Origin of the sequence: Rhizobium sp. AAP43, from assembly GCF_001296045.1 — a bacterium.
Classification (GTDB): Bacteria; Pseudomonadota; Alphaproteobacteria; order Rhizobiales; family Rhizobiaceae; genus Allorhizobium.
In genome coordinates this window covers 1-25,037 of the sequence record NZ_LJHS01000030.1, presented here as the reverse complement: position 1 = coordinate 25,037, position 25,037 = coordinate 1, and the positions used below count along the sequence as shown (strand labels likewise).

At 59.0% G+C, this 25,037-nt stretch carries 26 protein-coding genes and 2 pseudogenes; 21 read left to right on the top strand and 7 right to left on the bottom strand.

The features are described 5' to 3' along the window. Positions 1-359: 359 nt before the first annotated feature. From IP76_RS16510 to IP76_RS16470, 9 genes are all read left to right on the top strand, one after another. Positions 360-2,120, top strand: coding sequence for a ParB/RepB/Spo0J family partition protein (locus tag IP76_RS16510; RefSeq protein WP_054159333.1), 1,761 nt, complete (start codon positions 360-362; stop codon positions 2,118-2,120). After that, positions 2,117-3,010 carry a hypothetical protein gene (locus IP76_RS16505; protein ID WP_054159332.1) on the top strand — a complete coding sequence of 298 codons (894 nt, stop codon included), beginning with the start codon at positions 2,117-2,119 and terminating at the stop codon, positions 3,008-3,010. The genes IP76_RS16510 and IP76_RS16505 overlap by 4 nt, the downstream gene beginning before the upstream one ends. Then, positions 3,007-3,387 carry a hypothetical protein gene (locus tag IP76_RS16500; protein WP_054159331.1) on the top strand — a complete coding sequence of 127 codons (381 nt, stop codon included), beginning with the start codon at positions 3,007-3,009 and terminating at the stop codon, positions 3,385-3,387. The genes IP76_RS16505 and IP76_RS16500 overlap by 4 nt, the downstream gene beginning before the upstream one ends. Positions 3,388-3,724: 337 nt before the next feature. Further along, a complete protein-coding gene (locus IP76_RS16495) occupies positions 3,725-4,312 on the top strand; it encodes a hypothetical protein (protein ID WP_054159330.1) in 588 nt (195 codons plus the stop codon). A gap of 286 nt (positions 4,313-4,598) precedes the next feature. Continuing rightward, positions 4,599-5,525 (top strand): ArdC family protein, encoded by a 927-nt coding sequence (locus IP76_RS16490; RefSeq protein WP_054159329.1) that lies wholly within the window; start codon positions 4,599-4,601, stop codon positions 5,523-5,525. A gap of 668 nt (positions 5,526-6,193) precedes the next feature. Then, positions 6,194-6,502: a DUF736 domain-containing protein gene (locus IP76_RS16480; RefSeq protein WP_054159347.1), complete on the top strand. Its 309-nt coding sequence runs from the start codon at positions 6,194-6,196 to the stop codon at positions 6,500-6,502. 321 nt (positions 6,503-6,823) lie between these two features. Next, entirely contained in the window at positions 6,824-6,994 is a 171-nt protein-coding gene (locus IP76_RS23330) for a hypothetical protein (RefSeq protein ID WP_197278365.1), read from the top strand. Positions 6,995-7,209: 215 nt separating this feature from the next. Then, positions 7,210-7,476, top strand: coding sequence for a type II toxin-antitoxin system prevent-host-death family antitoxin (locus tag IP76_RS16475; RefSeq protein ID WP_054159327.1), 267 nt, complete (start codon positions 7,210-7,212; stop codon positions 7,474-7,476). Beyond that, on the top strand, positions 7,473-7,889 hold the full coding sequence (locus IP76_RS16470) for a hypothetical protein (RefSeq protein WP_054159326.1): 417 nt from the start codon (positions 7,473-7,475) through the stop codon (positions 7,887-7,889). Before IP76_RS16475 ends, IP76_RS16470 begins: the two co-directional genes overlap by 4 nt. A 13-nt stretch (positions 7,890-7,902) precedes the next feature. On the opposite strand, the gene IP76_RS16465 is transcribed toward IP76_RS16470, so the two are convergent. From IP76_RS16465 to traC, 4 genes are all read right to left on the bottom strand, one after another. Continuing rightward, positions 7,903-8,190, bottom strand: a complete 288-nt coding sequence (locus IP76_RS16465; RefSeq protein ID WP_054159325.1) for a WGR domain-containing protein — start codon at positions 8,188-8,190, stop codon at positions 7,903-7,905. A gap of 205 nt (positions 8,191-8,395) precedes the next feature. Beyond that, positions 8,396-10,315, bottom strand: a complete 1,920-nt coding sequence (gene traG, locus IP76_RS16460; protein ID WP_054159346.1) for a Ti-type conjugative transfer system protein TraG — start codon at positions 10,313-10,315, stop codon at positions 8,396-8,398. Beyond that, entirely contained in the window at positions 10,308-10,520 is a 213-nt protein-coding gene (gene traD, locus IP76_RS16455; protein ID WP_054159324.1) for a conjugal transfer protein TraD, read from the bottom strand. Before traD ends, traG begins: the two co-directional genes overlap by 8 nt. Before the next feature lie 4 nt (positions 10,521-10,524). Continuing rightward, positions 10,525-10,800 carry a conjugal transfer protein TraC gene (gene traC / locus IP76_RS16450; RefSeq protein WP_054159345.1) on the bottom strand — a complete coding sequence of 92 codons (276 nt, stop codon included), beginning with the start codon at positions 10,798-10,800 and terminating at the stop codon, positions 10,525-10,527. 261 nt (positions 10,801-11,061) lie between these two features. Between traC and traA the strand changes: the two genes are divergently transcribed. The 5 genes from traA to traR all read left to right on the top strand — a co-directional run bounded on the left by traA (position 11,062) and on the right by traR (position 18,193). After that, the gene (gene traA / locus IP76_RS16445) at positions 11,062-14,646 is read left to right on the top strand and encodes a Ti-type conjugative transfer relaxase TraA (RefSeq protein ID WP_054159323.1); all 3,585 of its coding nucleotides are present in this window, start codon (positions 11,062-11,064) and stop codon (positions 14,644-14,646) included. Further along, the gene (traF, locus tag IP76_RS22870) at positions 14,643-15,200 is read left to right on the top strand and encodes a conjugative transfer signal peptidase TraF (protein WP_082352574.1); all 558 of its coding nucleotides are present in this window, start codon (positions 14,643-14,645) and stop codon (positions 15,198-15,200) included. Before traA ends, traF begins: the two co-directional genes overlap by 4 nt. After that, entirely contained in the window at positions 15,190-16,371 is a 1,182-nt protein-coding gene (locus tag IP76_RS16440) for a conjugal transfer protein TraB (RefSeq protein WP_054159322.1), read from the top strand. The genes traF and IP76_RS16440 overlap by 11 nt, the downstream gene beginning before the upstream one ends. Positions 16,372-16,373: 2 nt before the next feature. Beyond that, the gene (locus IP76_RS16435; RefSeq protein ID WP_054159321.1) at positions 16,374-16,991 is read left to right on the top strand and encodes a TraH family protein; all 618 of its coding nucleotides are present in this window, start codon (positions 16,374-16,376) and stop codon (positions 16,989-16,991) included. Positions 16,992-17,488: 497 nt separating this feature from the next. Then, positions 17,489-18,193, top strand: a complete 705-nt coding sequence (traR, locus tag IP76_RS16430) for a transcriptional regulator TraR (RefSeq protein ID WP_054159320.1) — start codon at positions 17,489-17,491, stop codon at positions 18,191-18,193. A gap of 10 nt (positions 18,194-18,203) precedes the next feature. On the opposite strand, the gene IP76_RS16425 is transcribed toward traR, so the two are convergent. Further along, positions 18,204-18,503 (bottom strand): transcriptional repressor TraM, encoded by a 300-nt coding sequence (locus tag IP76_RS16425; protein ID WP_054159319.1) that lies wholly within the window; start codon positions 18,501-18,503, stop codon positions 18,204-18,206. A gap of 402 nt (positions 18,504-18,905) precedes the next feature. Between IP76_RS16425 and IP76_RS16420 the strand changes: the two are divergent. The 6 genes and pseudogenes from IP76_RS16420 to IP76_RS16405 form a co-directional block, all read left to right on the top strand. Then, positions 18,906-20,184, top strand: a pseudogene (locus tag IP76_RS16420) (BID domain-containing protein); the annotation flags it as partial. A gap of 7 nt (positions 20,185-20,191) precedes the next feature. Further along, complete coding sequence (locus tag IP76_RS16415) at positions 20,192-20,413, top strand: hypothetical protein (protein WP_054159317.1); 222 nt, start codon at positions 20,192-20,194, stop codon at positions 20,411-20,413. Between the two features lie 62 nt (positions 20,414-20,475). After that, positions 20,476-20,643, top strand: a complete 168-nt coding sequence (locus IP76_RS22865; protein ID WP_197278364.1) for a type II toxin-antitoxin system VapB family antitoxin — start codon at positions 20,476-20,478, stop codon at positions 20,641-20,643. A 73-nt stretch (positions 20,644-20,716) separates the two neighbouring features. Next, positions 20,717-21,100: a hypothetical protein gene (locus IP76_RS16410; protein ID WP_054159316.1), complete on the top strand. Its 384-nt coding sequence runs from the start codon at positions 20,717-20,719 to the stop codon at positions 21,098-21,100. 20 nt (positions 21,101-21,120) lie between these two features. Further along, positions 21,121-21,252, top strand: a pseudogene (locus IP76_RS23525) (IS3 family transposase); the annotation flags it as partial. A gap of 286 nt (positions 21,253-21,538) precedes the next feature. After that, the gene (locus IP76_RS16405) at positions 21,539-22,531 is read left to right on the top strand and encodes a hypothetical protein (protein ID WP_156318613.1); all 993 of its coding nucleotides are present in this window, start codon (positions 21,539-21,541) and stop codon (positions 22,529-22,531) included. Between the two features lie 481 nt (positions 22,532-23,012). Here the strand turns inward: IP76_RS16405 and IP76_RS16400 are convergent, their stop codons facing one another. Further along, positions 23,013-23,558, bottom strand: a complete 546-nt coding sequence (locus IP76_RS16400) for a GNAT family N-acetyltransferase (RefSeq protein WP_245281484.1) — start codon at positions 23,556-23,558, stop codon at positions 23,013-23,015. A gap of 248 nt (positions 23,559-23,806) precedes the next feature. Between IP76_RS16400 and IP76_RS16395 the strand changes: the two genes are divergently transcribed. Continuing rightward, positions 23,807-24,403 carry a recombinase family protein gene (locus IP76_RS16395; protein WP_054159313.1) on the top strand — a complete coding sequence of 199 codons (597 nt, stop codon included), beginning with the start codon at positions 23,807-23,809 and terminating at the stop codon, positions 24,401-24,403. 154 nt (positions 24,404-24,557) lie between these two features. Here the strand turns inward: IP76_RS16395 and IP76_RS16390 are convergent. Continuing rightward, positions 24,558-25,037: calcium-binding protein (locus IP76_RS16390; protein WP_306765489.1), on the bottom strand; the 480-nt coding region annotated here is incomplete at its 5' end.

Sequence of the window (25,037 nt, the reverse complement as noted above, 5' to 3'; positions counted from 1 at the left end):
GCGGAACCCCTCTTCGTGACTTGGCGCGACACCTGATAACCGTCCGTCCGATCCGGAAGCTGGCACTGTCTGCAACAGGGACGATGGTGAGTCAGAAGGAATGAGAGGGAAGGAGGAAGAGAGGACAACCGCTCGCAGATCGGTCCTCCGGCCGTCGCTGTCGCTCAACCGCCGCCTGCGCAATCCCGGTCGGTTATCCATCGCAGGGCAGATGCCCCGCTTGTCCCTCCCGACAGGGATGCTCGACCGCAGTTGCGTTCGTCCTTCCGCCCCGCGGTCCGGGAGATGTCTTCGGAAGGAATGAAGACAGGAAGGGCTGGCAAGGCGCCGGCTCGCATATCTCCTGAAAGGACCGTCCCATGCAGATCATGAAAGTGGATCCCCGCGCGCTGAAGGAAAATCCCGACCGCATGCGCCAGACGAAATCGTCACCGCAGGCAGACGCCCTGATGCTGGCCACGATCAAGGCCGTTGGCATCGTGCAGCCGCCAGTTGTTGCGCCGGAATCGGGTGGTGGCAACGGCTACATTATCGATGCTGGCCATCGCCGCGTCCGGCTTGCGATCGCAGCTGGCCTGGACGAAATCGAAATCCTGGTCGTGGATGCCGCAAACGATAACGGTGCCATGCGCTCGATGGTCGAAAACAGCGTGCGCGAAGCCTTGAACCCCGTCGACCAGTGGCGCGGTATCGAACGGCTTGTTGCTCTCGGCTGGACAGAAGAGGCAATCGCGGTTGCGCTAGCACTTCCCGCCCGCCAGATCCGCAAGCTACGCCTGCTTGCGAACGTCCTGCCGGCCATGCTTGAGCAGATGGCACTGGGCGACATGCCCTGCGAACAGCACCTGAAGATCATCGCGGCAGCCACCGAGGTCGAGCAGGGCGAAGTCTGGAAGGCGCACAAGCCGAAGAAGGGAGACACCGCGGCCTGGTGGTCGATTGCGAATGCGCTGACGAAAAAGCGGATGTATGCCAAGGATGCAAGCTTCGGCGACGATCTGCGTGAAGCCTATGGCATTGCATGGGTCGAGGACCTCTTCGCTCCCGCCGATCAGGACGGCCGCTACACCACCAATGTCGAGGGCTTTTTAGGCGCCCAGCACGAGTGGATGACGTCCAACCTGCCGAAGCGCGGCGCGCTCGTCGAGGTGAACAGCTGGGGGCAGCCGGAACTGCCGAAGAAAGCCACCCAGGTTTATGGCAAGCCATCAAAGTCCGATCACGCTGCGCTCTATCTGGACCGCGAGGGCAAGGTCCAGACTGTCCATTACCGGATGCCGGAGGCTTCAAAGCCGAAAGGTGGAGTTGCAACGGATGCCGATGGCGCCATTGATGATGCACGCGACCTTGCGCCGAAAGCACGCCCCGATGTCACGCAGAAGGGCCACGACATGATCGGCGATTTCCGCACCGATGCCCTCCATGATGCGCTCGGCCGCGCGCCGATCGATGACGACACGCTGATGGCTTTGCTGGTGCTGGCTTTTGCAGGGCAGAATGTCCGGGTCGATTCCGGCGCTGAAGGCGGCTTTCATGCCGGCAAGCGCTTTACTCGCCACGCGGTGACCCTGTTCGATGAAGACGGGAAACTGACCGCCGACCGGGATACACTGCGAATTGCTGCCCGCTCGGTGCTGATCGATGCCCTGTCGTGCCGCCGCGGCATGTCCAACAGCGGGTTGGTCGCGCGTCTGGCGGGTGAAGCGATCGGCGCGGATGCATATCTACCCAACATGGGATCTGAGGAGTTCATCCTATGCCTGTCGCGCCAGGCAATGGAGGCATCCTGCGCAGAGGCCGGCGTGCAGCTGCGGCCGAAGGTGCGCGAGACCCGTGCATCGCTAATCGAACATTTCGCGACGGAGCACTTCGTCCATCCGTCTGCCCGCTTTGCACCGGGGGTCGACGAAACCCTCGAATGGCTCCGGGCCGGCGCGAGCCCCGGCGATACTGCAGCAGATGCGGATGCAGAGAACGATGGCTTAGCCGCTGAGCATGGTGTGGACGCTGTGCACGATCACAGTCGTGAGGATACCGCAGACGATGAAACGGGTGGTCAGGATCCGGTCGATGATCACGGTGATAAGCATCGCGACTTCGAAGAGAGGGCTGCGGCATGAGCGCCTCCCCCGATGCCAATGTTTCCGCCTCCGCTCCCGATCTCTCGGGGGTGGAGTTTGCGAGGAGCGCCGACGGCCTGGCTGTTGCTCGTATCAATGATCTTGTCATAGCAATGGTGCCCGGGCCGGACGGCTTCTTCCATCTCGCGAGTGGATTTACCCGGAGCCGTCCACTGGAGACGCTGACACGCGCCGATTTTCTCGGTCATGACGGCCGGATCGGCGATGAAGCGGCGTTCCGGGCCCGGGTTCTGGAAACCGCGGATCACAGCCGCGAGCTTGCCGAGCTGAAGCGTGTCCAGGCCCGGATGTCCGCCAGCACGCCCTGGGGTGGATCGCAAATGGCGATCCAGTACGGTGAAGGGGTGGTTGCGCATACGACCGCCAGCCATGGCGGGTTCCATCTGTCGCCCGACCGCAATGCAAGGACTCACCCCGCTCTGAGGAAAGAGGTCCGCTGGTACGAGGAAGATGTCGAATGGGCGGCTGTGGCGATCAGTTTCCCGGCACTGTTCACGCGCTTTGAGCGACAGATCGCGGACAAGGTCGTCCGAAATACCTGGCCCGAGGCCTGGGAAGAGATCCACGGTCGGGCACTGACTGAAGGCGAAAGCCGGGCAAAGGATCGCGCGGCCTTCGATATGGCACACGCGGCCGACCTCGTCGTCACCTCAGCAATCCGGTCAGACGTTCACTTGGGAATGACCGAGGTGGTAGCGACAATAGGCGGAGACCGGAGCTGCGAGTGCGAGGAGCGCCGTTTCCTGGTGCCCTGCGACGAATATGCGCTTCGAGGCCAGTTCGGCTTCGTGATCGATCCCACGCGTCATTGGCCCTATGATGGGCCGTCCTCGTTCCTCGGTTGGCGTGAGCCGGAGGGGCGGACATGACTCTGAAACCAGATCCGTCATCGTTGTCACGTGCACTCGGCGCTCGCCGGCAGACGCAACCGCACTTCGACCGCCTCAATCGCCAGATCGCAGCACGGGCCGGGCGTCAGGCGCAGACGGTGCGGGCGGCGAGACGGTTGCCGCTAGGTCATTGTTCGCGGCTGGTCCCGTCGGATAAGCTGCTGTGGCTGGAGCGTGTCGAATGCCTGACCTTTGAACGGTGGAACGAGTTCGACGCACTCGCAGTCAGGCTGCTCCGGCATGATCAGATGATCGAGTTGCTGCGGCAGGGCGACCTTGGCGGCAAGGGGCATCTAGCAGGAGTTGGCGGACACTCACTTGCCAGGCCGATGGATGGCGACGGGGATGAAGTCTAGGGCATCCTGGATGCGGGCTCGGTCAAGGCGATGCCTTCGGGCTGAGGTTCGAGCTCGGTCCCGTGCCGATCTGTCCTTCTTCTGGTCCGCGGTTTGAACCGGCGACCGGTCGTTTCAAGGCCGCTTTGCGCCGCGGGGCGGCCGGCTCAACCTCTCTGCGCAGGGCAATCCCGCGGGCTCTGCGGTGCTTCACCCCGCTCGCCCGCAAGCCTGCCCTGCTGGCTCAGTCGATCCGGACCTGTGAAGCCGTCCGTCCTTTGCCGGTTCTGGTCAACCGCATCGAAGGACAGACCGGCACGGGGCCGGAACCGCTTCGGCAGCCTGAAAGGAAGTCATCATGGCCAAGCCCGCAACCTCCAGAACCGCAACCGCCCGCCAGACGCAGTTGCGCCGCGGCGCAACCCTCGAAATGGTTCGCCTCACCTGCCCCGATGCGGCCCAGGCGATCAAGATCGCTGAAAGCTTCGGCACTGCGATCATCGACAGTGACGGCATCCGCAGCCTGCATGAACGGCAGATCGTCGAAGCCGCCGACAGCCTGTCCGAAGGACTGGGCGAAAAGGCCATGCAAATCCATCTCCAGCGCATTGTCGGAGCTTTCATCGGATCGGCACATGGCGCCGGCCAATTCTACTCCCGCGCCGTCTCCGAGGCTCGCGACGCAACCGCCAAAGCGTCGAATGACGCCCGCGACGAGGATCTCGACGGTCCGGTCGGCTATGACAGCGGCGCACAGCGCAAGCGCGAGTTCGCAGCGGATATGGGGGTTCAGTCCCATGCCCTGCGCATGGCAGCCGAAGGTGCGGTCGCCGCCTACGAGCATATCGTTGGCGAGCCTTGGAAGCCCTTCGACCGTCCGGTTGAAAATCCCGGCGCTTCACTGGACCGCAAGGCGGCCGAGACGCAAATGGCGGCCTTCGGTTGATGCACAACGGCGGGGCTTCGGCTCCGCCTTCCCGCTTGTCGCAAGGCTGGCGCCGATCGGCGCCGCGTTTTGTGTGTTGTGATGAATGAGAAAGAGCAGGGCACGGCCGCCCAATCGCAGCTCGTCCCGGTCGGTGGTCCTGCAGGAACCAGGCTGTCCCCGCAACGGCTTCGCCGTCCTCCACTTTGTTGCGGCCGTTCCGGTGCAGGGACAGCCGGCGGCTCCTGGCATCGGACCTCCGTGACGGACTGCGATCGGCGCGGTCCTGAAATTGGAGTCTGAAGATATGAGCGCAAAAGCAGAGGAAAATCGCGTGGACATCTATACCCGGATCACTGATCGGATCGTCTCTGATCTTGAGAATGGCGTCAAACCATGGACCAAACCCTGGAGTGCCGCCAATACGGACGGCCGGATCACTCGGCCGCTCCGCCACAACGGACAGCCCTATTCGGGCATGAACATCCTCCTGCTCTGGTCGGAGCAGATGGCGCGTGGGTTCAGCTCGTCAATGTGGATGACCTTCAAGCAGGCGCTCGAGCTAGGTGCTTCCGTGCGAAAAGGCGAGACCGGCTCCACTGTGGTGTTCGCCAGCCGCTTCACCAAGTCGAAAATCGATGGACACGGAAACGAGGTCGACCGGGAAATACCGTTTCTGAAGGCCTACACCGTCTTCAACATCGAGCAGATCGACGGCTTGCCGGATCACTATCATCAGAGTTCCGAGCCTGTCATTGATCCGGTTGCGCGCATCGAAACGGCGGATCGCTTTTTCCGGAATACGGGCTCAGTGGTTCGCCATGGCGGCAATCAGGCTTTCTATGCGCCGGGTCCCGATCTGATCCAGATGCCGGCGTTCGAGACCTTCAAGGATCCGGCCAGCTATTATGCTGTCCTCGGACATGAGCATGTGCATTGGACCGCGGAGAAGAGCCGTGTCGGCCGGGACCTCTCACGCTACGCTAAAGACCGCACTGAGCGCGCGCGGGAAGAGTTGATAGCCGAGCTCGGCAGTTGTTTCCTCTGCGCCGATATTGGCATCGTACCCGAGCTGGAGCCCCGGCCCGATCACGCATCATATCTGCAATCCTGGCTTTCGATCTTCGAAGGCGACAAACGCGCAATCTTCCAGGCCGCTGCCCACGCGCAGCGGGCAGTCGCCTATCTCCACAATATGCAGATGAAGGGAGAAATTGAGAGGCAGGCTGCTTGAACATGCCGGTTACCAGGCTGGCGAACCATCGCCGGCTTGGCGATCGATCAGGACCGACCGATCTTGATGGTGGCTGAGGATGCCGGTGCTTCGGACAGAGCATCAGAAGCCGGATCCGGTTTCAAATCCAGCGATCCCCATATCGAGGGCTTTCTGGTATCCGGTTTCGGTTTCCTCGACGGCTTGATCTCGACGATGAACGGCTTTGTCTGCTTTGCCATTGTTCCTCCGGCTGGCGAATCGCAGGCGCCACGATATAGCGCCCACTGGCCGCGACAAGCTGTCCATGAGGCGGGATGTCCTCCAGGAGATGGCCAGGGCCAAGGTTGATGTGACCGGACACGGCCGCCGAGCCTTTTCCAACTGATCCGGTTGGGAGCGGTTTCCATATGCCGGTTCTCCAATTGGCTATTGCCGGCGACCCATCTGCGGGCTCGATGAGGCATGTCTGACCGAAGACCGGCTTCGCCTCGATCGTAGTCCCGCAACGGCGCTGCAACACTTTCATCCCCTGTCGGCTGCGCCGCCATTCCTCGCGCATCAAGAAAGTGTCTTCGTGCCGCCCTTCACGGTGTTTCGGCCCTCCAGGTGCGGTCTGATCGTCCCCGGTCTTTGCGACTGCCATCGAGGCCGCGATGGGCGGCCCGAAAGCAAAAAGGAACCTGAACATGGCAACCATCGGCACCTTCACCTCGAACGAAAATGGCTTCACCGGCTCGATCCGCACCCTCGCTCTCAACGTCAAGGCTCGCATCTCCAGGATCGACAATCCCACCGACGACGGCCCGCACTTCCGGATCTACGCAGGCAATGTCGAACTGGGCGCCGCTTGGCAGCGGGTCTCGGAGCAGAAGGGCCGCGACTACCTCTCAGTCAAGCTGGACGATCCGAGCTTCCCCTCCCCGATTTACGCGAGCCTCGTGGAGATCGAAGGCGAGAAGGAACTTCAGCTGATCTGGTCTCGCCGCAAGGACTGAGGCGATCGAAGGCCCCGCCATCAAGCGGGGCCAGCCAATCGGATGAAACGCCAATGCCGGATCGGGCATCGAGCCCGAACCGGCTTTCTTGGTGCCACACGATAGGTGTGGTGAGCGGCTCAGATCCTGTCGAGGATACCGGTCGGCAATGACGGCCCCAAGGATGAGCGGTTCCCCCAATTTACTCCAGCTGCCGAGGGCGGCCTGCGCAAATCGGCTCCCCCACTCCCCGGCTCCGCCGGTCGCGTTCGCGATCCTTGACCCCGCCATCACCTCGCTGGTGCCCGTCATTGTCTTTCACGAACTCAAGGAGATGAGACGATGACGTTTTCCCTGGAACAGCACATTGAAGAACTGTGTGCAGAGCTGAAGAACGCCTTCAACACTGGTGAGCGCCGCGTGATTGCGGCCGAACTCGAACTAGCCCAGGCTGAGATGATCGTTACCATGGCCGAGCAGGACGGCTTTCTCGACGCGGAGCCGCCGTTCTGAGGGCGGTAGACCACACAGATCAGGCTGCGTTTCAGGTGTCTGGGAAAACGGTGACCATCGCTCGCAGGCCAGTCAGCCATTCGACATCCGGGTCCCTTTGTAAAATGGGTGAGACCTCATATTCGGCATTTACAGCAATGCTGTATTTGCTGTATTTCTGTTCCCGTCCTATCATGTTGCTACTGACGGCAATTTCATCTCGCGGAGACTTTCAAATGGCCAGCAGCACCGGTTCCTACACTACGAGTGACCTGTCGCGGAAGTCAGGCGATATAATCGCCGAAGCGCTGCGCCATCCGGTTACAATCACTCAGCGCAACAAGCCGCGACTGGTGCTGCTCAACATCGAAGACTACGAGCGTCTGATGCGTCAGTCCGAATTGCGCGCCACTGGCACGCTTCAGACCATGCCCGATGAATTGTTCGCCGAGTTTGAGGGGGCTGTCGACGCCTACGCCGATAGTGATGAGACGAGCCGATGAGTGGGTATGACGAGATCCAGACAGCGGCAGTTATCCGCTATCCGTATCTCTGGAGCCGTGAAGCCGGTAAGGGCGAAACAGAAGGGCGCAAAGACCGACCGGTAGCCGTCGGTGTCCGGATCTCTCGAGCGGGTGGCGACCTCGTGTTGTTCTTCCCCATCACGACGAAGGAGCCGGAGCGAAGCCGGTTCGCGGCGGAGATACCAGCGATCGAAAAACGCCGCGCCGGTCTCGATGTAGATTTGCGGCTTTGGATCATCCTTGATGAGTTCAATAGCGACATTATTGGACAGTCGTTCTACCTCGAGCCTGAACCGCCCATCGGTCGCTTCAGCAAGGCATTCTTCCTGCCGCTTCTCAGGGAGTTCATCGCACGCCGCAGGTCATTTACCGAGGTCAGGCGATCCAGGTAGTACGGCAGAATTGTCAGCGGCTTGAGTGTTGCAGCGAGTGAGGAATGGGATTGCTGAACGAAAGGGTTCTGTATCCTCGGCTTTGCTTCTGGCGGGTAAGATCGAGGAACAGCACCACGGCGTCCCGTTCCCGCTCAAAGTGATGGATCATGGTCTGGCCCTTTGCACCGATCCGCCCCCATCTCCGTATCAGGCAGGCTTCGCCAAAAAGGTTTGGCTCGATCGACAGCGCATAGAACCGGAACATATTTTTCGTCCGGTCCCTTCGTTCCACATAGAGTTGGTAGGGTTGTGCGATCATGGTGACAGAATCGCGCTTTCAGCGATGAGCGTCCAACGAGAGTTTTGAATCGGTCAGCGACCATTGATTCATTTCCGTGAAGTGGCAGATAACATGGCGGTCCGCCCACGGCGTACGGCTCTATTCGCTAGACGCGAACGAAGCCCGCATGCGGTCTTCGGCCATACGGGTGATGATCCTCCCGCGAAGGCGTCTCTCGACGCAATCACGGCTTGCCTGGTGGGCTGAACCGGCTCTCCGTCACGCAGGCCTTCATATCTTCCCGTCTAAACCACATTGCGCGTCCGCAACGAAGCGGTGGATTGCCAGCGGTGAAAACGATCTGCTCATCGGTCCGCATTCGTAGCACCTCATGAGGCTGGATCAATGGTCTTGCCGCAAGCTGCTTTGAGCGCGTGCGCGACGAGCCGCGTGACTGAAAACTGCGGCTGACCTGGTCTATCTCGACCGTCGTCATGCCGCAGCGGCGCGAGATATAGTCCGCCGTTTCGGGATCATTGATCGCGGCAAAGGATATCCAACTCGCGCTTTCGAACCACTTGCTCGACGCGTCGCGTCCTCCATAGGTTTCCCGCAACTGTCCGAGGGACTGATAGATCATTGTCAGCGTGATGCCATACTTCCGGCCTGCGTCTCGCGCGGTTTCCAGGACCCGCATGTAGCCAAGCCGGGCGACCTCATCGAGGAGGAAAAGCGTTCTGCCCTTCATGGCTCCATTTCGGTTGTAGATGGCGTTCAAGAATGAACCGATGATGACCCGCGCCAGGCCCGCATGTGTCTCCAGCGTCTTCAAATCGACATTGATGAAGACGTCCGTATCGCCGTCGCCAAGGGCATCGGTTTCAAAGTCCGAGCCAGAGACCAAAGCCGCGTAGTTGGGGTAGCTGAGCCAATGGGTTTCCTTGATGGCGTTTGCATAGACGCCCGAGAATGTTTCCGGCGTCATGTTGACGAAGGCGGCTACATTTTCCCTGACGAAGTCCGATTGAGAATTGTCGTAGATCTCTTGCAGCCTGCCACGAAGTTTTGGTTCGGGCTCGGACAGGTTCGTCCGCACCTGGCGCAGCGTCTGGTTCTGTTTGTCGGTGTGACCAGACAAACAGACATCGGCGATCATCGCAGTCAAAAGCTGAAGGCCCGACGCGCGGAAGAAGTCATCCCTGACGCCGGGTGCCCGACCCGTATCGCTCATGATCCAGGATGCGACTGCGGCAACATCCTCTTCCTTTGTGCCGCCGTGGCTGCCAATCCAGTCTAGCGCATTGAAGCCTGTAAGGGAGCTCTTCGGATCCAGCACGATAAACTGGCGATTGGCTTGCTTCCGGTGCTCCATCACCATGGGTGCAATTTCGTTTGACGGGTCCAGCACAATAAGCGAACCGCCCCATTTGAGTGCGGTCGGCACGGTCACCGAGGTCGTCTTGAAGCCACCCGATCCTGCAAACACGATCCCATGCGATGATCCGAACGAGCCATCGAAACACAGAAGCGGAGCCTTGCCGCCCTGCCCCCAGCTCGTTTGATTATCGGCCCGGAATGCGGTCATGGAAGTGCCGTCACGATCGACCCGATAGCGCTCGCCAACCACGATGCCTCCGGTGGCTGGAAACAGCTTGCTTGCGTCTGTCATCGTCATCCAGTCGGAGTCCCCATGCAGTGCGCGCCGTCCGTGAACGCGCTTCGGCCCACTCGCAGCAAATGCGCTATTACCGAGCCTGCCTACACGCAAGCCGAACGTCATGGTCAGGAGTGCCAGAGTGGCGCCGACCACCGTCGGCGGGTCCAGATAGGAGACCACGCTCTCAATGGCTGGGATTTGATGTGCCAAGCCCATCAGGCGTGATCCTTCCCGAGCCACTGCGATAAGGATGGTTGAAAGCCCGCCTAACGCAACGCCGTGTCCGACCATCTTGATCTCGATCGATCCCTGGATCGCGAAGAGAAGCCCTATGCCGCTGATCGAGGCCAGAGCATAAGGCAGGCAAAGGCCAATTCGCCCAAACGCCATTCTTGCTCCGGGTGTCGTGCCGAACTCGGCAAGCCATTGCTCAATGCCCGATGTGCCAAGCGTGATTGCAACCATCAGCACGGCTGGGATCAGGGCAAAAACCAGATGTTTAGGCATCGTCACCAAACGCGCTGGCGCCCAGATCAAGTAGACGTTGGCGTTCTCCATCGTCGCCTTTGATCCGCCCGGCAGCATCGAGCAGAAGACCATATAGCAGAGCGCGTTTTTCATAACGCAGGCCTGCCTTCACGATCAGTCCTCCAAGCTCGATCTTATCTCTGGCATCTTTCTTTCTCGCGTCAGCAGCCGTCATCTTGATCATGCGTTCAGCTTTCTGCAACCTGCCCCTGAGCTTCGCCAGGGCTGAGCGTCGTGGCCTTCGCGCCCTTGCCGCTATCTGCTCGTTTTCCAGCGGTTCCTCGAAACCGCGCAGCAAGCTCCTCGAATGATGCAAGGAGCTGGGTTTCTTCGAGGTCTATCTCACCAAGCCCCGCGCGTAGGGCAAGGCGACCGATGCGCTCGGCATCGCGGGTTTCTGCCTGCTTGAGCTGTTCCTGCAGGCGCGCGATCTCTTCCCTGATCTTTGAGGTAGGCTTCTTCATCCCTTGTCTTTCCGCGATCTCGTTGATGCTGTCCTGGATCGGATTGGACGCAGAGTCCTCCAATTTTTTTCCGGTTGGAAGGTGCAGATCTGCACCTCGCCAAAGCGTCAGCATTTGGCCAATGATCCCGCCGGTTCGAAGAAGCGGAGCTAAGGGCGCAATTATACGTCGCTAACGCGACGTCCTGATTTCAGTGATTGCGCCTGCCTTCATTGCTCGACGAACCGCCTGGATTGTTTCGTTCGAAGGAGGTGTGCCGCCGTGGCTGTCCCGCATTTCTCGGTCAGCATCGTTGCTCGCGGCTCCGGTCGCAGCGCCTTGCTGTCGGCGGCCTACCGGCATTGCGCCAAGATGGATTTCGAGCGGGAAGCGAGGACCATCGACTATTCCCGAAAGCAGGGCCTGCTTCACGAAGAATTTGTCATCCCAAAGAACGCGCCAGAGTGGCTGCGGCTGATGATTGCCGATCGATCGGTATCAGGCGCATCGGAAGCCTTCTGGAACAAGATCGAGGCTTTCGAGAAGCGCGCCGATGCCCAGCTCGCCAAGGATGTCACCATCGCCCTGCCGATCGAGCTTTCGCCTGAGCAAAACATCGATCTTGTGCGCGACTTCGTCGCAAGGCACATCACGGACAGGGGCATAGTAGCCGACTGGGTCTTTCATGATGCTCCCGGCAACCCGCACATCCACCTGATGACGACATTGCGGCCGCTTTCTGAAGACGGATTCGGGGCCAAGAAGGTCGCGGTTCTGGGACCAGGCGGCAGTCCTCTGCGCAATGATGCCGGCAAGATCGTCTATGAGCTTTGGGCCGGCGGCACCGATGACTTCAACGCGTTTCGTGATGGCTGGTTTGCCTGCCAGAACCGGCATCTTGCGATGGCCGGTCTCGATGTTCGCGTCGACGGTCGATCTTTTGAAAGGCAGGGCGTAGCGCTTGAGCCGACAATTCACCTCGGCGTTGGGACGAAAGCGATCGAGCGCAAGACGGATGGTAAGCGAGAGGCGGCCGCGCTCGAGCGGTTGGTGCTGCAGGAGGAGCGACGCGCGGAGAATGCACAGCGCATCGAACGGAATCCGGAGATCGTCCTTGATCTGATCACCCGCGAAAAGAGCGTCTTCGACGAGCGCGATGTCGCCAAAATCCTGGCTCGCTACATCGATGATGCGGCTGTCTTCCAAAGCGTGATGGCGAAGATCCTGCAGCACCCGCAGACGCTGCGCCTCGACCGCGAGCGGATTGGTTTCTCGACCGGGATGAGGCAGCTCGCGAAATTTACGACCCGGGAACTCATCAGGATCGAAACCATGATGGCCAACCAGGCGGCCTGGCTGTCTCGGTGCTCGTCACATGGGGTCAGTGGCACCGCCCTTTCGGTCGTCTTCGGACGCCACAGACATTTGTCGGATGAGCAGAAGGTCGCGATCGAACATGTCTCCGGCCCGCAGCGCATCGCCGCCGTTATCGGTCGCGCCGGCGCCGGCAAGACGACTATGATGAAGGCTGCCCGTGAGGCTTGGGAGGCAGAAGGCTATCGCGTTGTTGGTGGCGCTCTTGCGGGCAAGGCGGCGGAAGGGTTGGAAAAGGAAGCTGGCATTGTCTCCCGCACATTGTCGTCCTGGGCGCTACGCTGGAGCCAGGGTAAAGACCAGCTTGATGACAAGACTGTTCTGGTGTTGGACGAGGCCGGCATGGTCTCCTCCCGGCAGATGGCACTGTTCGTTGAAGCCGTGACCTCGTCCGGTGCCAAGCTCGTTCTGGTCGGCGATCCCGAACAGCTTCAGCCGATTGAAGCAGGTGCTGCTTTCCGCGCCATTGCAGACCGGATCGGTTATGCGGAGCTTGAGACAATCTATCGTCAGCGCGAACAGTGGATGCGCGATGCATCCCTCGATCTGGCGCGCGGAAACGTCTCGGCAGCACTCGACGCTTATGCAGAGCGTGACAGCGTGCGGACCGGCTGGACCCGGCACGAGGCTGTCGCTGCATTGATTGCCGACTGGGACAACGAATACGATCCGACCAAGGCTGCACTGATACTAGCCCATCGCCGCGTTGACGTCCGCCAACTGAACGAATTGGCACGTGGCAAACTGATCGAGCGAGGCCTGATCGAGGCTGGCCATGCCTTCAAGACAGAAGACGGGATACGGCATTTTGCGGCCGGTGATCAGATCGTGTTCCTGAAGAATGAAGGATCGCTTGGGGTCAAGAATGGCATGCTGGCGCGTGTCGTCGAGGCGGAGCCCGGCCGGATTGTTGTCGAGATTGCCAAAGGTGAAGATCGGCACCAGATCGTGGTCGAACAGCGGTTCTACGCAAATGTAGATTACGGTTATGCCACCACCGTACACAAGAGCCAGGGTGCCACAGTTGATTGCGTCAAGGTGCTGGCGTCGCGCACGTTGGACCGGCACCTGACCTATGTCGCCATGACACGCCACCGCGACACAGCGGCGCTCTATGTCGGGCTGGAAGAGTTCGCGCAACAGCGCGGCGGCGGTGTTCTCATCGCCCATGGCAAGGCGCCATACGAACACCAGTCGGGCGACCGGGAAAGCTACTATGTGACGCTCGGCTTTGCCGATGGTCGGGAGCGAACTGTCTGGGGTGTCGATCTCGCCCGGGCGATGGAAGCGTCGAACGCCAGGATTGGTGATCGCATCGGCCTTAGGCAGGTTGGCTCTGAGCGCGTGATGCTCCCCAACGGTACTGAAGTCGAACGCAATACTTGGAACGTTGTGCCTGTCGAGACGCTGGCGATGGCCGGGCTGCATGAACGCCTTTCGCGTGCCGGCTCAAAGGAAACGACGCTCGACTATCAGGACGCCTCGCATTACCGCGCAGCACTTCGTTTTGCCGAGGCACGTGGCCTCCATCTGTTGAATGTCGCCCGCACGATCGCACACGACCGACTCCAATGGACCATCCGTCAATCGACAAAGCTAGCCGCGCTCAGCGCGCGCCTCGTCGCTGTCGGCGCAAGGCTCGGCTTGGGCAAAGCGACATCGGCTGTATCGACACCATCTGCAAAGAAGGAGATAAAACCCATGGTCTCAGGCACCACGATCTTCCCCCGATCGATTGGTCAGACTGTCGAAGACAAGCTCTCGGCCGATCCGCGCCTCAAGGACAGTTGGCAAGAGGTTTCGTCTCGCTTCCATCTCGTCTTTGCGGACCCGCAGGCGGCCTTCAAGATGGTGAATGTCGATGCCATGCTGGCTAACGCGACAGTGGCAGCAACGACCATCGCACAGATCGCCGAACAGCCTGAGAGCTTCGGTTCGTTGAAGGGGAAGACCGGGCTGTTTGCGGCTCGCGCGGACAAGCAGGCCCGCGACATAGCTCTGGCCAACGTGATCGCGTTGGCCCGCGATCTCAAGCGGTTCATTGCGAAACGTGCGGAGGCGGTCAGTCGCTTTGAAGGTGAAGAACGCGCGGTCCGCGCGAGGCTGTCGCTCGATATTCCCGCTCTGTCGCCATCGGCAAAGCGGGTGCTTGAGCGAGCGCGAGATGCGATCGATCGAAACGACCTGGCCGCCTGCCTCGCATACGCCTTCGAGAACAGAGATGTGAAGGCCGAGCTTGAGGATTTTGCCAAGGCCGTAGCGGAGCGATTTGGGGAGCGAACCTTTCTTCCGCTTGCGGCCAAGACCGCGGACGGAAAGGCATTTGAGAAAGCCTCCGCAGGGATGCAGCCCGCCCAGAAAAATGAGCTGCGCTCCGCCTGGGACACGATCCGGACCGTGCAGCAACTGACAGCCCATGAACGAACGACAGTGGCGCTCAAACAGGCCGAGGCGCTGCGGCAGACGCAGTCAAAGGGAGTGACCTTGAAATGACGACCTTGGATCTGGCGCCAAGGCGACAAGGTCGCCCTGCATCAAAGCTACTTGGCGTGGTGACAGCCCTCCTTGCGGCTTTTGCTGCGTTTGGTTTTTTCGGCAATCTTCGCATCAACACTACACCAAGTGAGCCGCTAGGGCTCTGGCGGATCATGCCGCTGAAACGACCAGTCAAAAACGGTGATCTCGTATTCATTTGTCTGCCGGATACAAGGATGGTGCAAGATGCGAGGAGGCGGGGATATCTTCGATCAGGTTTATGCCCTGGAGGCATTGGACCCCTGATCAAGACGGTAGTTGCAACATCAGGACAAAGGGTAGAAATCGGCGCGGCCGTATCGGTCGACGGACATGAAATCGCCAGTTCGGTCGTGCTTCATCGAGACGGGAAAGGACGACTGCTCGTTGCCGACCAAGGCGGCGATGTACCAGTCGGCCACGTCTTTCTTCATTCCGAGTTCACAGCATCCTGGGATTCTCGGTACCTTGGATCAGTCCCTGCCGAAGGTGTCCTTGGTCTAGCGCAGCCGGTGCTCACCTATGCGCCGTGAGTGGATGTTTGTCCCCGCGCTCGTGATTGCCTCAGCGCTTACAGGCTTCATTGCCTGGAGTGGGACGGCGCTTGCCCTGCCCGTTTCCATCGCAATGCCCGCGCTATGGTCGATGGCACGTCACCGATCGACGGCGGCACTGGTCGCCGCCACCTATTTCTTGGCTGCGTCCCACGGGTTGCCGCAAGGGGTGGCGACGTATTTCCAGGCGGATCTGTGGTTGGGAATTATCCTGTGGCTGTCCGCATCACTTGCGTTTGTGTTTGTACATTGGTGGCTTTGGACGGAGCGCGACGATTGGTCGGCGGCATTCCGATATGGCCTGATAATGTTGCTCCTTGCCGTGCCGCCCTTCGGCATACTGGGCTGGGCGCATCCGATCACAGCGTCTGGTGTCGTGTTTCCTGGCTGGGCTTGGTTAGGACTTGCCGCAATGGCAGCCGGCCTCGCGTTGATGACAACGCGATACTGGCCGGCTGCAGCCGTGACCCTTTCGGGCTTTTGGCTGTGGTCCGCCGCGTTCTGGTCTCCTTTGCAAGTAGGAGAAGCGTGGCAAGGTGTCGACTTCGCAAAAGGAGAAGATCTCGGCCGGGAGATGACCCTCAAGCGACACCGTGATCTCCTAGCCTCTGTCGTCACCGGCAGATTGCCGGAAAGGCGTGTGCTGGTTTTGCCTGAGAGCGTCATGGGTTTCTGGACACCGACCGTTTCTCAATTCTGGCAGGAGAAGCTTCGTGGGGCTGAGGTGACCATCATAGCTGGCGCGACCATCGTTGCGCGTGATGGTTACGACAATGTCATGGTATCGGTGACGGCCGATGAGGCCGCGGTCCTTTATCGTCAACGGATGCCAGTGCCAGTGGCGATGTGGCGCCCCTGGTTGCCCTGGACAGGTGAAGGCGGTGGTGCCCAAGCTCATCTGTTCGGCCCTGCAGTCGCCGATATCGCTGGTAGCCGCGTCGCCATCCTGATCTGCTACGAGCAATTGATCGTCTGGCCGATCCTCCAATCCATGCTTCACGCACCTGATCGCATCGTCCTTGTCGGCAATGGCTGGTGGACGGCTGGCACCAACATTGTCGACATTCAGCGCGCGAGTGCCGAGGCTTGGTCCAAGCTATTTGCGGTTCCGCTCGTCCTGTCGTTCAACACCGAAACTTCGGAGCCTTGACCATGGATCTCGCATTCATACAGTCATGCAGTGATCCGGCATTGAAGCCAGCCATTATTCAGCGGTTTCTCGACGAGGTGGGCTCCCCCAAGCCGCTGGCCGTAACGGTGAACATGAGTGGGAAGGCTGTTCTTCTCCCGGAGCCTCGATCTGTCGACGAGGCCATGGCAACAATCCAACACTATGCGGGTCAAGCCATTGTCCGCGTTGGGGTCACGCAAATGCCAGCTGGCATTGGCGTCAAAGAGATCGGCGATTTAGATCCGGCCCTCCTTGACCCTTGCGAAAACCTCCGCATCGGGACCGGGCTATTTGCCAAGATCATTCGGATCGTCACGAAGTGGTATGGCAATCCGCAGGGCGAAGAGGGGTTGCCACAAGTATTCGACGATGCCGTCTATGCATGGAGGACCGGGGAGTTCGAAGGTGTCTCCGTGTTTCAGGCGCAGGATCCGGTGCCTGTCAACGAGGTCCCTATGAAGGAGAAAAACCTCGACATGTTGGAAGGAAGCGGGGCGGCGCCTCAAGAGGTTACGTCGGACACGGAACCAGTGTCGTCAGAAGACGCGGGGATGCGGATCAATCTGAGCAGGCTTGGGGGCAACGTACAGGAGCAGTGACGTGTCATGCTGTCTGAGCAGACAGGCCTTCCATCAATGTGACGCCGCCATGCTGCTGGCCATTTAGGTCATAGATGCAGCAATCGATCAGAAGCACTCTGTCGTTGCGAGCCTTCTCGACTCAACTTGTACTTCGTCACTCTGCGTTATTTGTCAGTCACTTATCCATATCTGAGAGGGGCTCGTTTCCCAAAAAGGACAAATTAACGGGCGGTAGCTTGGATCGGCGGACATTAAGCTCTTGTCCAGAATGACGGTCTCCCACGCGTCATTCCTGGGCCGGATCCAATCCAACCTTCACGAAGATAGAATGCGAATACATATGGATGACATGATCGCCACTCCTGCCAGTACCTCGCGAGGCGGGCCTGGATTCCTCGAGCGAGTCCCATCGGGTCTCGGTAAATCGTCGATGGCTGTAAGCCGAGCTCACGGTCACGGGACCACGAAGGGGGTGAACACGGTCATCGGCTACATGCCGAGATGGGAGTTGGTCAATGGATGAGTGCCTCGAACGCATACTAGATCTGACCGCGATTGCCCGCGATGAGATGACGCTGAAGACAGCGCTAACAGAAATTGCGGAACGTTACGATTTTACGGGCTATGCCTTCGTCAGCCTAAGGCCTGGCCATTCCTATGCGGCGTCGGATTACGACACCACCTGGCAGGAACGCTATCACAAGGACGAATTGCGGTTTGTCGACCCCGTGATCCGACAGGCGCAACGATACCGTCGTGCGTTTGCGTGGTCCGGCGAAAATGAGAAGTCATCGCTCTCTGTTGAAGAGCGCCGCTTTTTCTCAGATGCCGCTGACTACAACATCCGCTCGGGCATAACGATGCCAATCGCCACGCCGAATGGCGCCGTGTCCATGCTGACTCTGGCATCGTCAAAGCCTCAGTTGACCCCGGAAAGGCACATCGATGCCATCGCCGCTGCATCAGCGGTCGGGCAGCTTCACGCTCTCATGGAGCAGCTGCAGGTGACGCCAACCATTGAGGAGAAGATTTATCTCAGCCCAAAGGAGGCGACGTTTGTCCGCTGGATCACACTCGGCAAGTCGATGGAGGACATCGCGCTACTTGAAGGCGTGAAATACAACACAGTCCGTATCGCACTAAGTGATGTCCGACATCGCTATGGTCTATGCAACAACTACGAGCTGATTGGGCTTGCACTCCGCCGGGGTCTAGTTTGATCGAGGGGGCTCACACCTCCGGTGTATGGCCCGAAATAGCGATGAGGCTCGACAATGCGGCCATTTGCGCATGCATCTCGATGGTTGCTTTCAAATAAGCAAGGTGCTCGGTGCTGCCGGCCACCTTGCCTGTCTTTACGTCCGCAGGGAGTGCTTGAAACAGGCTTTCAGCCTTGTCGACCAAGTCGCGGTGAATCCTGATTGCGTCTTCCGCTAGATAACGGATCAGTTCTGGAGGCACGTCCGCCAAAAGCCCCACGAGAGGCCTTAGCTCGACCCGAATTTTATTGCTGCCTGAACCTGTTGCCACGTAAGCTCCTCCCTATAACCTGTGATGTGCACAGGTTGACCGTTCTCGTTCAGTCTGCGGCGATCCGGAGAATGGTGTGGAAGTGTTTATCTTGTCGGAATTGAGTCGACCATCACAGATCTGACGGGTGCGAAGCCGGACCGCAGGTTCACTCTCTGGTAGCCGCACATGGCAAATCACTATTCCAGGAAGCACACTATGACTGCTTCGGGTAGAATACTATTAGTGGCATTATCTTGTTTGATGTCCCTTAGCGCTCAAAGAATCAAACATTGGACGCTCCTTTCGGGCTCTATTGCCGTCGCGGAGTAGACTGCATCAACCGGCCTGTGCGCAAATTGGACCCCCACCCGGGGCTGTGTTCAGTCTTCGCCAATCCGGCAGGGTGTAGGATCCCGCAAGGTTCAGCTCCATGCCGACAGCCAAGAGCTCACTGACAACAAGGAGGGCAAGCTGGTGGAGCATGGTGTTTGCGCCTTACGAGCACCGGCAGGGCAACCGCGACAGCTACTTCGTGACGCTGGAAAACGCCAAAGGCGAGCGGCAGACGACATGGGGCGTCGGGCTGGAACAGGCGATGAAGGAGGCTGCGCCGGAGATCGGAGCAACAATCGGCCTTCGCCATGAGGGATCAGTCCCCGTCACCCTTCCGGATGGCACGCAGACGCATCGCAATGCCTGGAAAGTCCAGGATGCCGGCGAACTGGCTTATGAACGGCTGGAAAGCCGCCTGTCGCGATCCGGGGCGAAGGAAACGACGCTGGATTACACCCGCGCGTTTGCCGAGCGGCGCGGTATTGTCGAGGCGATCGGCATTCGCAGTGAGATCGAGATCCCGACGGGGCGGCAGGTGTTTAAACGCGGGTCCTCACCGAACATGGGTGCTGATCTTGCCGCCGATCGCCACGGGCAGCACCAGGCCGACAAACCTGCCCCTCTCGTGCTGGCAATTACGCGCCATGACAGGACCATTGATAACGTGGCCCGCGAAAACGCCATGCTGGCGTTCGAGCATGGATTTGAAGCCGTGGAATCTGTTGCGCGGTCTGTCTTCCGTGACCCCGCAGAGGTTGCCGGTCGGCTTCGGGCTGCGATCACCGAGAAGGAGGGCAATGGTGCACTTCTGGCGAAGACCATGGCTGAGCAGCCTGAACGGTTCGGTGCGTTGCGTGGCAAGTCCGGCGTGTTCGGTGACAACAAAGAGCGGAAAGCGGCCCTGCATTATGCAAAAGCGGTTGCCTCCCAGATTGGATATTCTTCCGAGAGGTGGGTGCGCCGCATTAGTGAGGAACGCAAGTCAGAGCAATGGCAGCGCGACAAGCGTGATGTCGTTGAAGTCCCCGGCCTCACGCCACGCAGCGCCGAGATCATCGCCCAGGTAGAGAAGACGCCGACAGACAAACGCGGGCAGTTCATCGAGGATCTGCGATCGACCCCGGATGGCCAGGCCGCGCTTGAGGAGGTCAAGCGTGTTGCCAATGCGCTGACACGCCGGTTCGGATCTTCCGATCCTCGCGAGTTTGGCAAGGAGCTTGAAAGGCGTCCGGAGCTGGCGAAACAGGCCGAGCAGATCAAGACGGTCGGCCGAATGGTCGAACGCACCCGCATGGCCGAATTGAGCCACGACCATACCCTGAAACAGCAGCGCAGCCTCTCGCAGGGGCTTGGATTAAGCCGATAGGAAAGACATGAACAGGAACACTCCCAAAAGGCTGGCTCTTGCCCGGATTTATGCGTTGGCGGCAGAGCACGGCATTGTTTCCGAGCGGCTCGCGATCGACGATTGGGCCGACCAGATGACAGAGCGTTCAGGCGATGCTGTCGTGCATGACCCTATAGAGGATCTGCTTGTGACCTTGCAGCGAAAGGGGTTCGATCACAGATCGCGAGGCGACCGACCTGTACGCTGATTACCTGCAGGAGGTTCAGCCAGAAAGTTTTATCGGTGCCAGGGCCACTTAGAATGGAACCGATGGCACTCTACATTGATGATGCCGAGGTTGAGCAGCTAGCCGAGGAGGTTGTGGCGCTCATGGAGACCACCGTCGAGGTCGCCATACGGACGGCGATCGTTGAAAAGATCGAACGTCGTAAGACTGAGTACGCGGAAGAGATCGACAGCACAGGTCGGCAGGGCTAGCAGTGACGTGCCTTAGGTCTCTTGAGAGAAGCGAGTGCAGATTGTACGGCTGGGATCGATATATGGAGCGCTCATGAAACGTAATCTCGCATTCGCCGGGGTGCTGCTGGTTCTTGGCAGCTGCCAGGCCGACAATTCCAAGAGTAAGCTGTCTGCAAGTCCGAGCTCAGTCGTTCCCACTTCGCCAGCTGTGACACAGCAGATTGTGCGGATGACCGGGCCATTTTTTGGCAATACCGATCTCCAGAACGCGCAGATATCCTCGACGCTCACATTGGCGTCGTCCCGGTCAAGCGAGATCGTTTGCACCCGCTTCATCGCCTTGGATGGCTACGGCAAACATAACGGTTTCACGTATAGCGCATTCGAGGTCACCAACAATCGTGTATCCGGTCTCCGCAAGACCGGTACACCGTGCGAGGATCCGCGACTCCAATGGCAAAGACTGCCGCTCTGAGAAGATTGCCGCTCGTCCCCTCACCCGCCGAGTTTGCTCAGTCAGTCAGCCCGTAACGTGATGCGGTGCTGCGCAGCCAGAATGGCTCCGCACCGCAACACGTCCCTACCGCCCACAATGCAGCAACCCAAAACCGCCGGAGCGAACTCAAAGCGAGACAAAGCTTGGGGGCAAAAGTCATTGACTCGCGCGTTTGTCGAAGAGAAACTCCGAGAGGGTTTCAGTCCTGCTGAGATCGACGCCCTGTATCCGGTTGACCTGCCGGTCCTGTTCGGATACCCGTCGACGGTACCAGTATCCGGCCACACTATGATGCGCAGATCGTAGAGCGTCAGGGCTGATGCCATGTCCTAGCCGAAAGATAGGCCGCCTCCGGGCGGCTTTTCATATTGTGATCCGTGGTCTATCAATCGCTTGGGTTAAACTGCGGGGATAAAAATGAAATCTTGGATTGTGGCTGCAGCGTTGACTGCTTGGGGAGCCCCCAGCGCCCATGCGCAGGCCTTCGATTGGCCGGCGCAACTCACAGTCAGCACAGCAGTATTCGAAGCGTCGCTCGGATCCAGTGCAAAATGCACTCGAGGCGGCTTTTCTGTACCAGTGAAGTTTGTCGATGCGACGACATCTCTTGCTCCAGACCTCTTCGACCCCGTCAAGAATACGAGTTTTAAGCAGTATCGGCCGATCAACTCGGATCCAGACCTCACGATCGATGAGGATGATGAGCGCCGCTATGTTGTCGAACAAATCACGACCATCCACTGCACCATAGGCAGAGAAGCGAGTGCCACAGCCTATGCTTTTCAGGACCATATTTTCCGTATCACGCTGGTGTTCGATCGGTGTAATACCCGGGAGGAGCGCAAGGACAGGTTCCTAAGCACAGCCACCAGCCCATTTGTCTACCTAGCCTGTGATGGCATAGACATGACCGAGAAGGATTTCGACACCTCTCTGTTCCAGGCGATCAAAGTGCGGAATACCTACGGCTATACCAAGCAAGGTAAACCCGGTCTAATGGACTTCGAATGGTCGAAAACCATACGCGGAGAGTTCGAAAGCGCAGAACGCGAGATCATCATAGGTTTCGGTTGTTCTGGGCGAAATGAGTTCGATAGCCAAGTCTCACGTCGTTCCGAAGAAGAAGCATTTCGCTGCCTGATTGATGTCGACAATGCGGATCCGAGGCGTTGGTCGGCGACAGCTATGTACGAGTTATTTCGGCCAGGTCTCCTGTCCAACGACGTGACGACGCGACTGACCGCTCGCCGTCTGTTCGTTGACATGCCCTCTGAACGTGCAGCGGCTCAGGCTATGCTGCCTGGGCTACAGAACATGGTCAATGACATCAAGGCTCAGATTGAGAACCGGGTTGCGACGAAAGTATTAGACGAGAAGGCGGTCTCCAACATCTTGGGGGCCGGAAACTGATGCTCACAAAAGACGAACTTGAGTTCTTAGGGACGCAAGGTTTGTCGACCGCCGATGTCTATGACGGACGCGGTCAGTCCTCTGCAGCTTGGAAGGCGGGCGTCCGCTGAGTAGGAAAGACGGTTGTTCTCGGATCGCCGTGCTCCTCGAAAGGCTATCGGCTGCGCACGCGATCGGGACATTGCGCCCAGTGCGACACCGCAAAGCTGTCCTACCAGAAGCGATATAACACCGAGGGCTGCATTTATATCGCCGGATCAAAGGCAGCGAGGCTCCTGGAAGTCGGCACCTGTGTCGACATCGAGCAGCGGCGCCGTAATCTGCGCAATCTGATCAACAAGTGGCTAGGTTTTGTGGTTGGTGCGGTAATTTTCTATCAGGCCTTTAGATGGGCTGAAAAATTGAAAGATCGCTCGTCACCAAACGCTGATCAATGACCGCTTCTGGCGCGAAGCGGAAAACGGCGCACTGTGCGTATCAGTCATTCGTCGCGCCTCCAGATGTATGACCACCCATCGCTCCTTACCCCGGTCGGCCTCATCTGCAAGGCCGCTGGGATGAATTGATTTCGCTGGAGGCCAATCTTTTCCAAAACGCGGCAACTTGCATCGTGATCAGCGGCGCAAATTGTACGAACCTCAGACAAATTTGATTGCTCCGCAATCCAGCGCATGACGGCCGAGCCAGCCTCGGTGGCTAATCCATGCCCCCAGAAGGCGGGTCCCAATCCATAGTGTATCTCCGCCGCTTCATCATTCTGATTGAAGAGAAGAAAAAGTCCTATGGGCCTGTCGGTTCGTCGCTCAATGATGGTCCAGACGAAACGGTTGCTAACATTCCAGTTGGTCTCGCCCCATGCGCTGATAACGGCCTCAGTTGCCGACTGCGAAAGATGCGGTCCCCTTGGCAGAAATTCCGCCGCCTTGATGTCTCCGGTATAGTCCTCGAACACGACCGCCGCATCCTCGGCGCGCGCGGCGCGCAGCACGAGACGGTTTGTCAGAATTCGAGATGGTGGCGGTTTCACTATAAGAGCTCACGTTCGCCGGACCGACACGGACCAACTTCCGAGCTAACGCTACTCAAGACGACTGGATATGTCAGGTGCCGGCATGACTGCAAATGGCGCGAAGCTGCGTCATGTCTGGCAATCGACCGTTTTCCTTACAAGTTCCCCTGCCCCACATTCAGCCCGCCCTTTCGGCGGGCTTTTTGTAAGGAAAATATGTCTGGAAATCATTTGACAGGAAAACGCTGTAAATTTACTATCCTAACATGAAGATCGGATATGCGCGTCTTTCCACCGTCGACCAGAATCTTGACATGCAGCGAGATGCGCTGACCCGTGCCGGATGCGAGAAGATCTTCGAGGAGAAGAAGTCGGGCAAGGCTGGCAGCAAGCGGCCTGAGCTCGAAGCGGCTCTCGCCTATCTTCGTCCCGAGGATGTGCTCGTCGTGTGGAAGCTGGACCGGCTTGGTCGCTCCCTGGTCGAGATGATGCGCACGATCGACAAGCTCCGCGGCGATGGCATCAAGTTCCGCAGCCTGACCGAGGAACTGGACAGCGAAAGTGCGCAGGGTCGGTTCTTTCTGCAGATCCATGGGGCGATGGCCGAGTACTTTCTCGACCTCAATCGAGAGCGGACTATGGAGGGCCTGAAGGCCGCGCTCGCCCGTGGCCGCAAGGGTGGCCGCCTGCCCAAGCTCAACGAAGACGACAAGAAGGCGGCGCGCGCGATGCTGGCAGCCGGCGATATCTCCGTCGCCGAAATCGCACGCCGGCTCGGGGTGAGCCGTGTGACGTTCTACGATTATTTCCCTCAGGCGCGGGCCAAGGCGCAAGCCGGCAGCCGCACTCCTTCTATTGAATAGACCAAAGCGTTGCCCAAGAAAATTGCCACCTCAAAAGGAAAAACTAGGCCCATCCGCCCAATTAATTCGGCGGATGGGGGTGATGATAGCGAGCCCCCCGTTCAGAACCTTTGGACTCAACCGTCACGGACGAGCACAGTAAGATTGTCAAAAATTACACAAATCCAAAGTTTGCCGATGTCAGGCCAGGTACAGTTTGCTGAAACCGGACGACACTGGTGGCGGCTTGACTACCCGCACCGTCTGAATCCCATGTCACTCCGTTCTGACTAACCAAGAAGTAGCCATGGGTAGCATCTGGTGCGGAAGAAGTGAACGCGAGATAATCAGCGACAGACGAGTGTCGATCTAACCCGAAGGATCCTGCGTCAAACACGACTCTCTCTCCCAACGATATGGCGAAATCCTGTATGAGGTCTGCTGAGCCATCGAGAGCGATCACGAAAGTATCCGAACCTGACCCGCCAATAAGCGTGTCTGGCCCTCCGGAACCAAACAAGGTGTCGTTGCCATTCGTGCCAGATACAGCATTGGTCGCCGTGGTTCCGCGGATCCATGCGTTTGCAGTCATTTCAACGGAGGTCCAGACGGTATTGTCCGCGAAGACAATTTGTTCAACTGCTGTTGCTGCGCC

Bases quoted from the DNA above. Each gene is read 5' to 3' on its own strand.
- IP76_RS16510 (WP_054159333.1), top strand. From the start codon at position 360: ATGCAGATCATGAAAGTGGATCCCCGCGCGCTGAAGGAAAATCCCGAC.
- IP76_RS16505 (WP_054159332.1), top strand. From the start codon at position 2,117: ATGAGCGCCTCCCCCGATGCCAATGTTTCCGCCTCCGCTCCCGATCTC.
- IP76_RS16500 (WP_054159331.1), top strand. From the start codon at position 3,007: ATGACTCTGAAACCAGATCCGTCATCGTTGTCACGTGCACTCGGCGCT.
- IP76_RS16495 (WP_054159330.1), top strand. From the start codon at position 3,725: ATGGCCAAGCCCGCAACCTCCAGAACCGCAACCGCCCGCCAGACGCAG.
- IP76_RS16490 (WP_054159329.1), top strand. From the start codon at position 4,599: ATGAGCGCAAAAGCAGAGGAAAATCGCGTGGACATCTATACCCGGATC.
- IP76_RS16480 (WP_054159347.1), top strand. From the start codon at position 6,194: ATGGCAACCATCGGCACCTTCACCTCGAACGAAAATGGCTTCACCGGC.
- IP76_RS23330 (WP_197278365.1), top strand. From the start codon at position 6,824: ATGACGTTTTCCCTGGAACAGCACATTGAAGAACTGTGTGCAGAGCTG.
- IP76_RS16475 (WP_054159327.1), top strand. From the start codon at position 7,210: ATGGCCAGCAGCACCGGTTCCTACACTACGAGTGACCTGTCGCGGAAG.
- IP76_RS16470 (WP_054159326.1), top strand. From the start codon at position 7,473: ATGAGTGGGTATGACGAGATCCAGACAGCGGCAGTTATCCGCTATCCG.
- IP76_RS16465 (WP_054159325.1), bottom strand. From the start codon at position 8,190: ATGATCGCACAACCCTACCAACTCTATGTGGAACGAAGGGACCGGACG.
- traG (WP_054159346.1), bottom strand. From the start codon at position 10,315: ATGCCTAAACATCTGGTTTTTGCCCTGATCCCAGCCGTGCTGATGGTT.
- traD (WP_054159324.1), bottom strand. From the start codon at position 10,520: ATGATCAAGATGACGGCTGCTGACGCGAGAAAGAAAGATGCCAGAGAT.
- traC (WP_054159345.1), bottom strand. From the start codon at position 10,800: ATGAAGAAGCCTACCTCAAAGATCAGGGAAGAGATCGCGCGCCTGCAG.
- traF (WP_082352574.1), top strand. From the start codon at position 14,643: ATGACGACCTTGGATCTGGCGCCAAGGCGACAAGGTCGCCCTGCATCA.
- IP76_RS16440 (WP_054159322.1), top strand. From the start codon at position 15,190: ATGCGCCGTGAGTGGATGTTTGTCCCCGCGCTCGTGATTGCCTCAGCG.
- IP76_RS16435 (WP_054159321.1), top strand. From the start codon at position 16,374: ATGGATCTCGCATTCATACAGTCATGCAGTGATCCGGCATTGAAGCCA.
- traR (WP_054159320.1), top strand. From the start codon at position 17,489: ATGGATGAGTGCCTCGAACGCATACTAGATCTGACCGCGATTGCCCGC.
- IP76_RS16415 (WP_054159317.1), top strand. From the start codon at position 20,192: ATGAACAGGAACACTCCCAAAAGGCTGGCTCTTGCCCGGATTTATGCG.
- IP76_RS22865 (WP_197278364.1), top strand. From the start codon at position 20,476: ATGGCACTCTACATTGATGATGCCGAGGTTGAGCAGCTAGCCGAGGAG.
- IP76_RS16410 (WP_054159316.1), top strand. From the start codon at position 20,717: ATGAAACGTAATCTCGCATTCGCCGGGGTGCTGCTGGTTCTTGGCAGC.
- IP76_RS16405 (WP_156318613.1), top strand. From the start codon at position 21,539: ATGAAATCTTGGATTGTGGCTGCAGCGTTGACTGCTTGGGGAGCCCCC.
- IP76_RS16395 (WP_054159313.1), top strand. From the start codon at position 23,807: ATGAAGATCGGATATGCGCGTCTTTCCACCGTCGACCAGAATCTTGAC.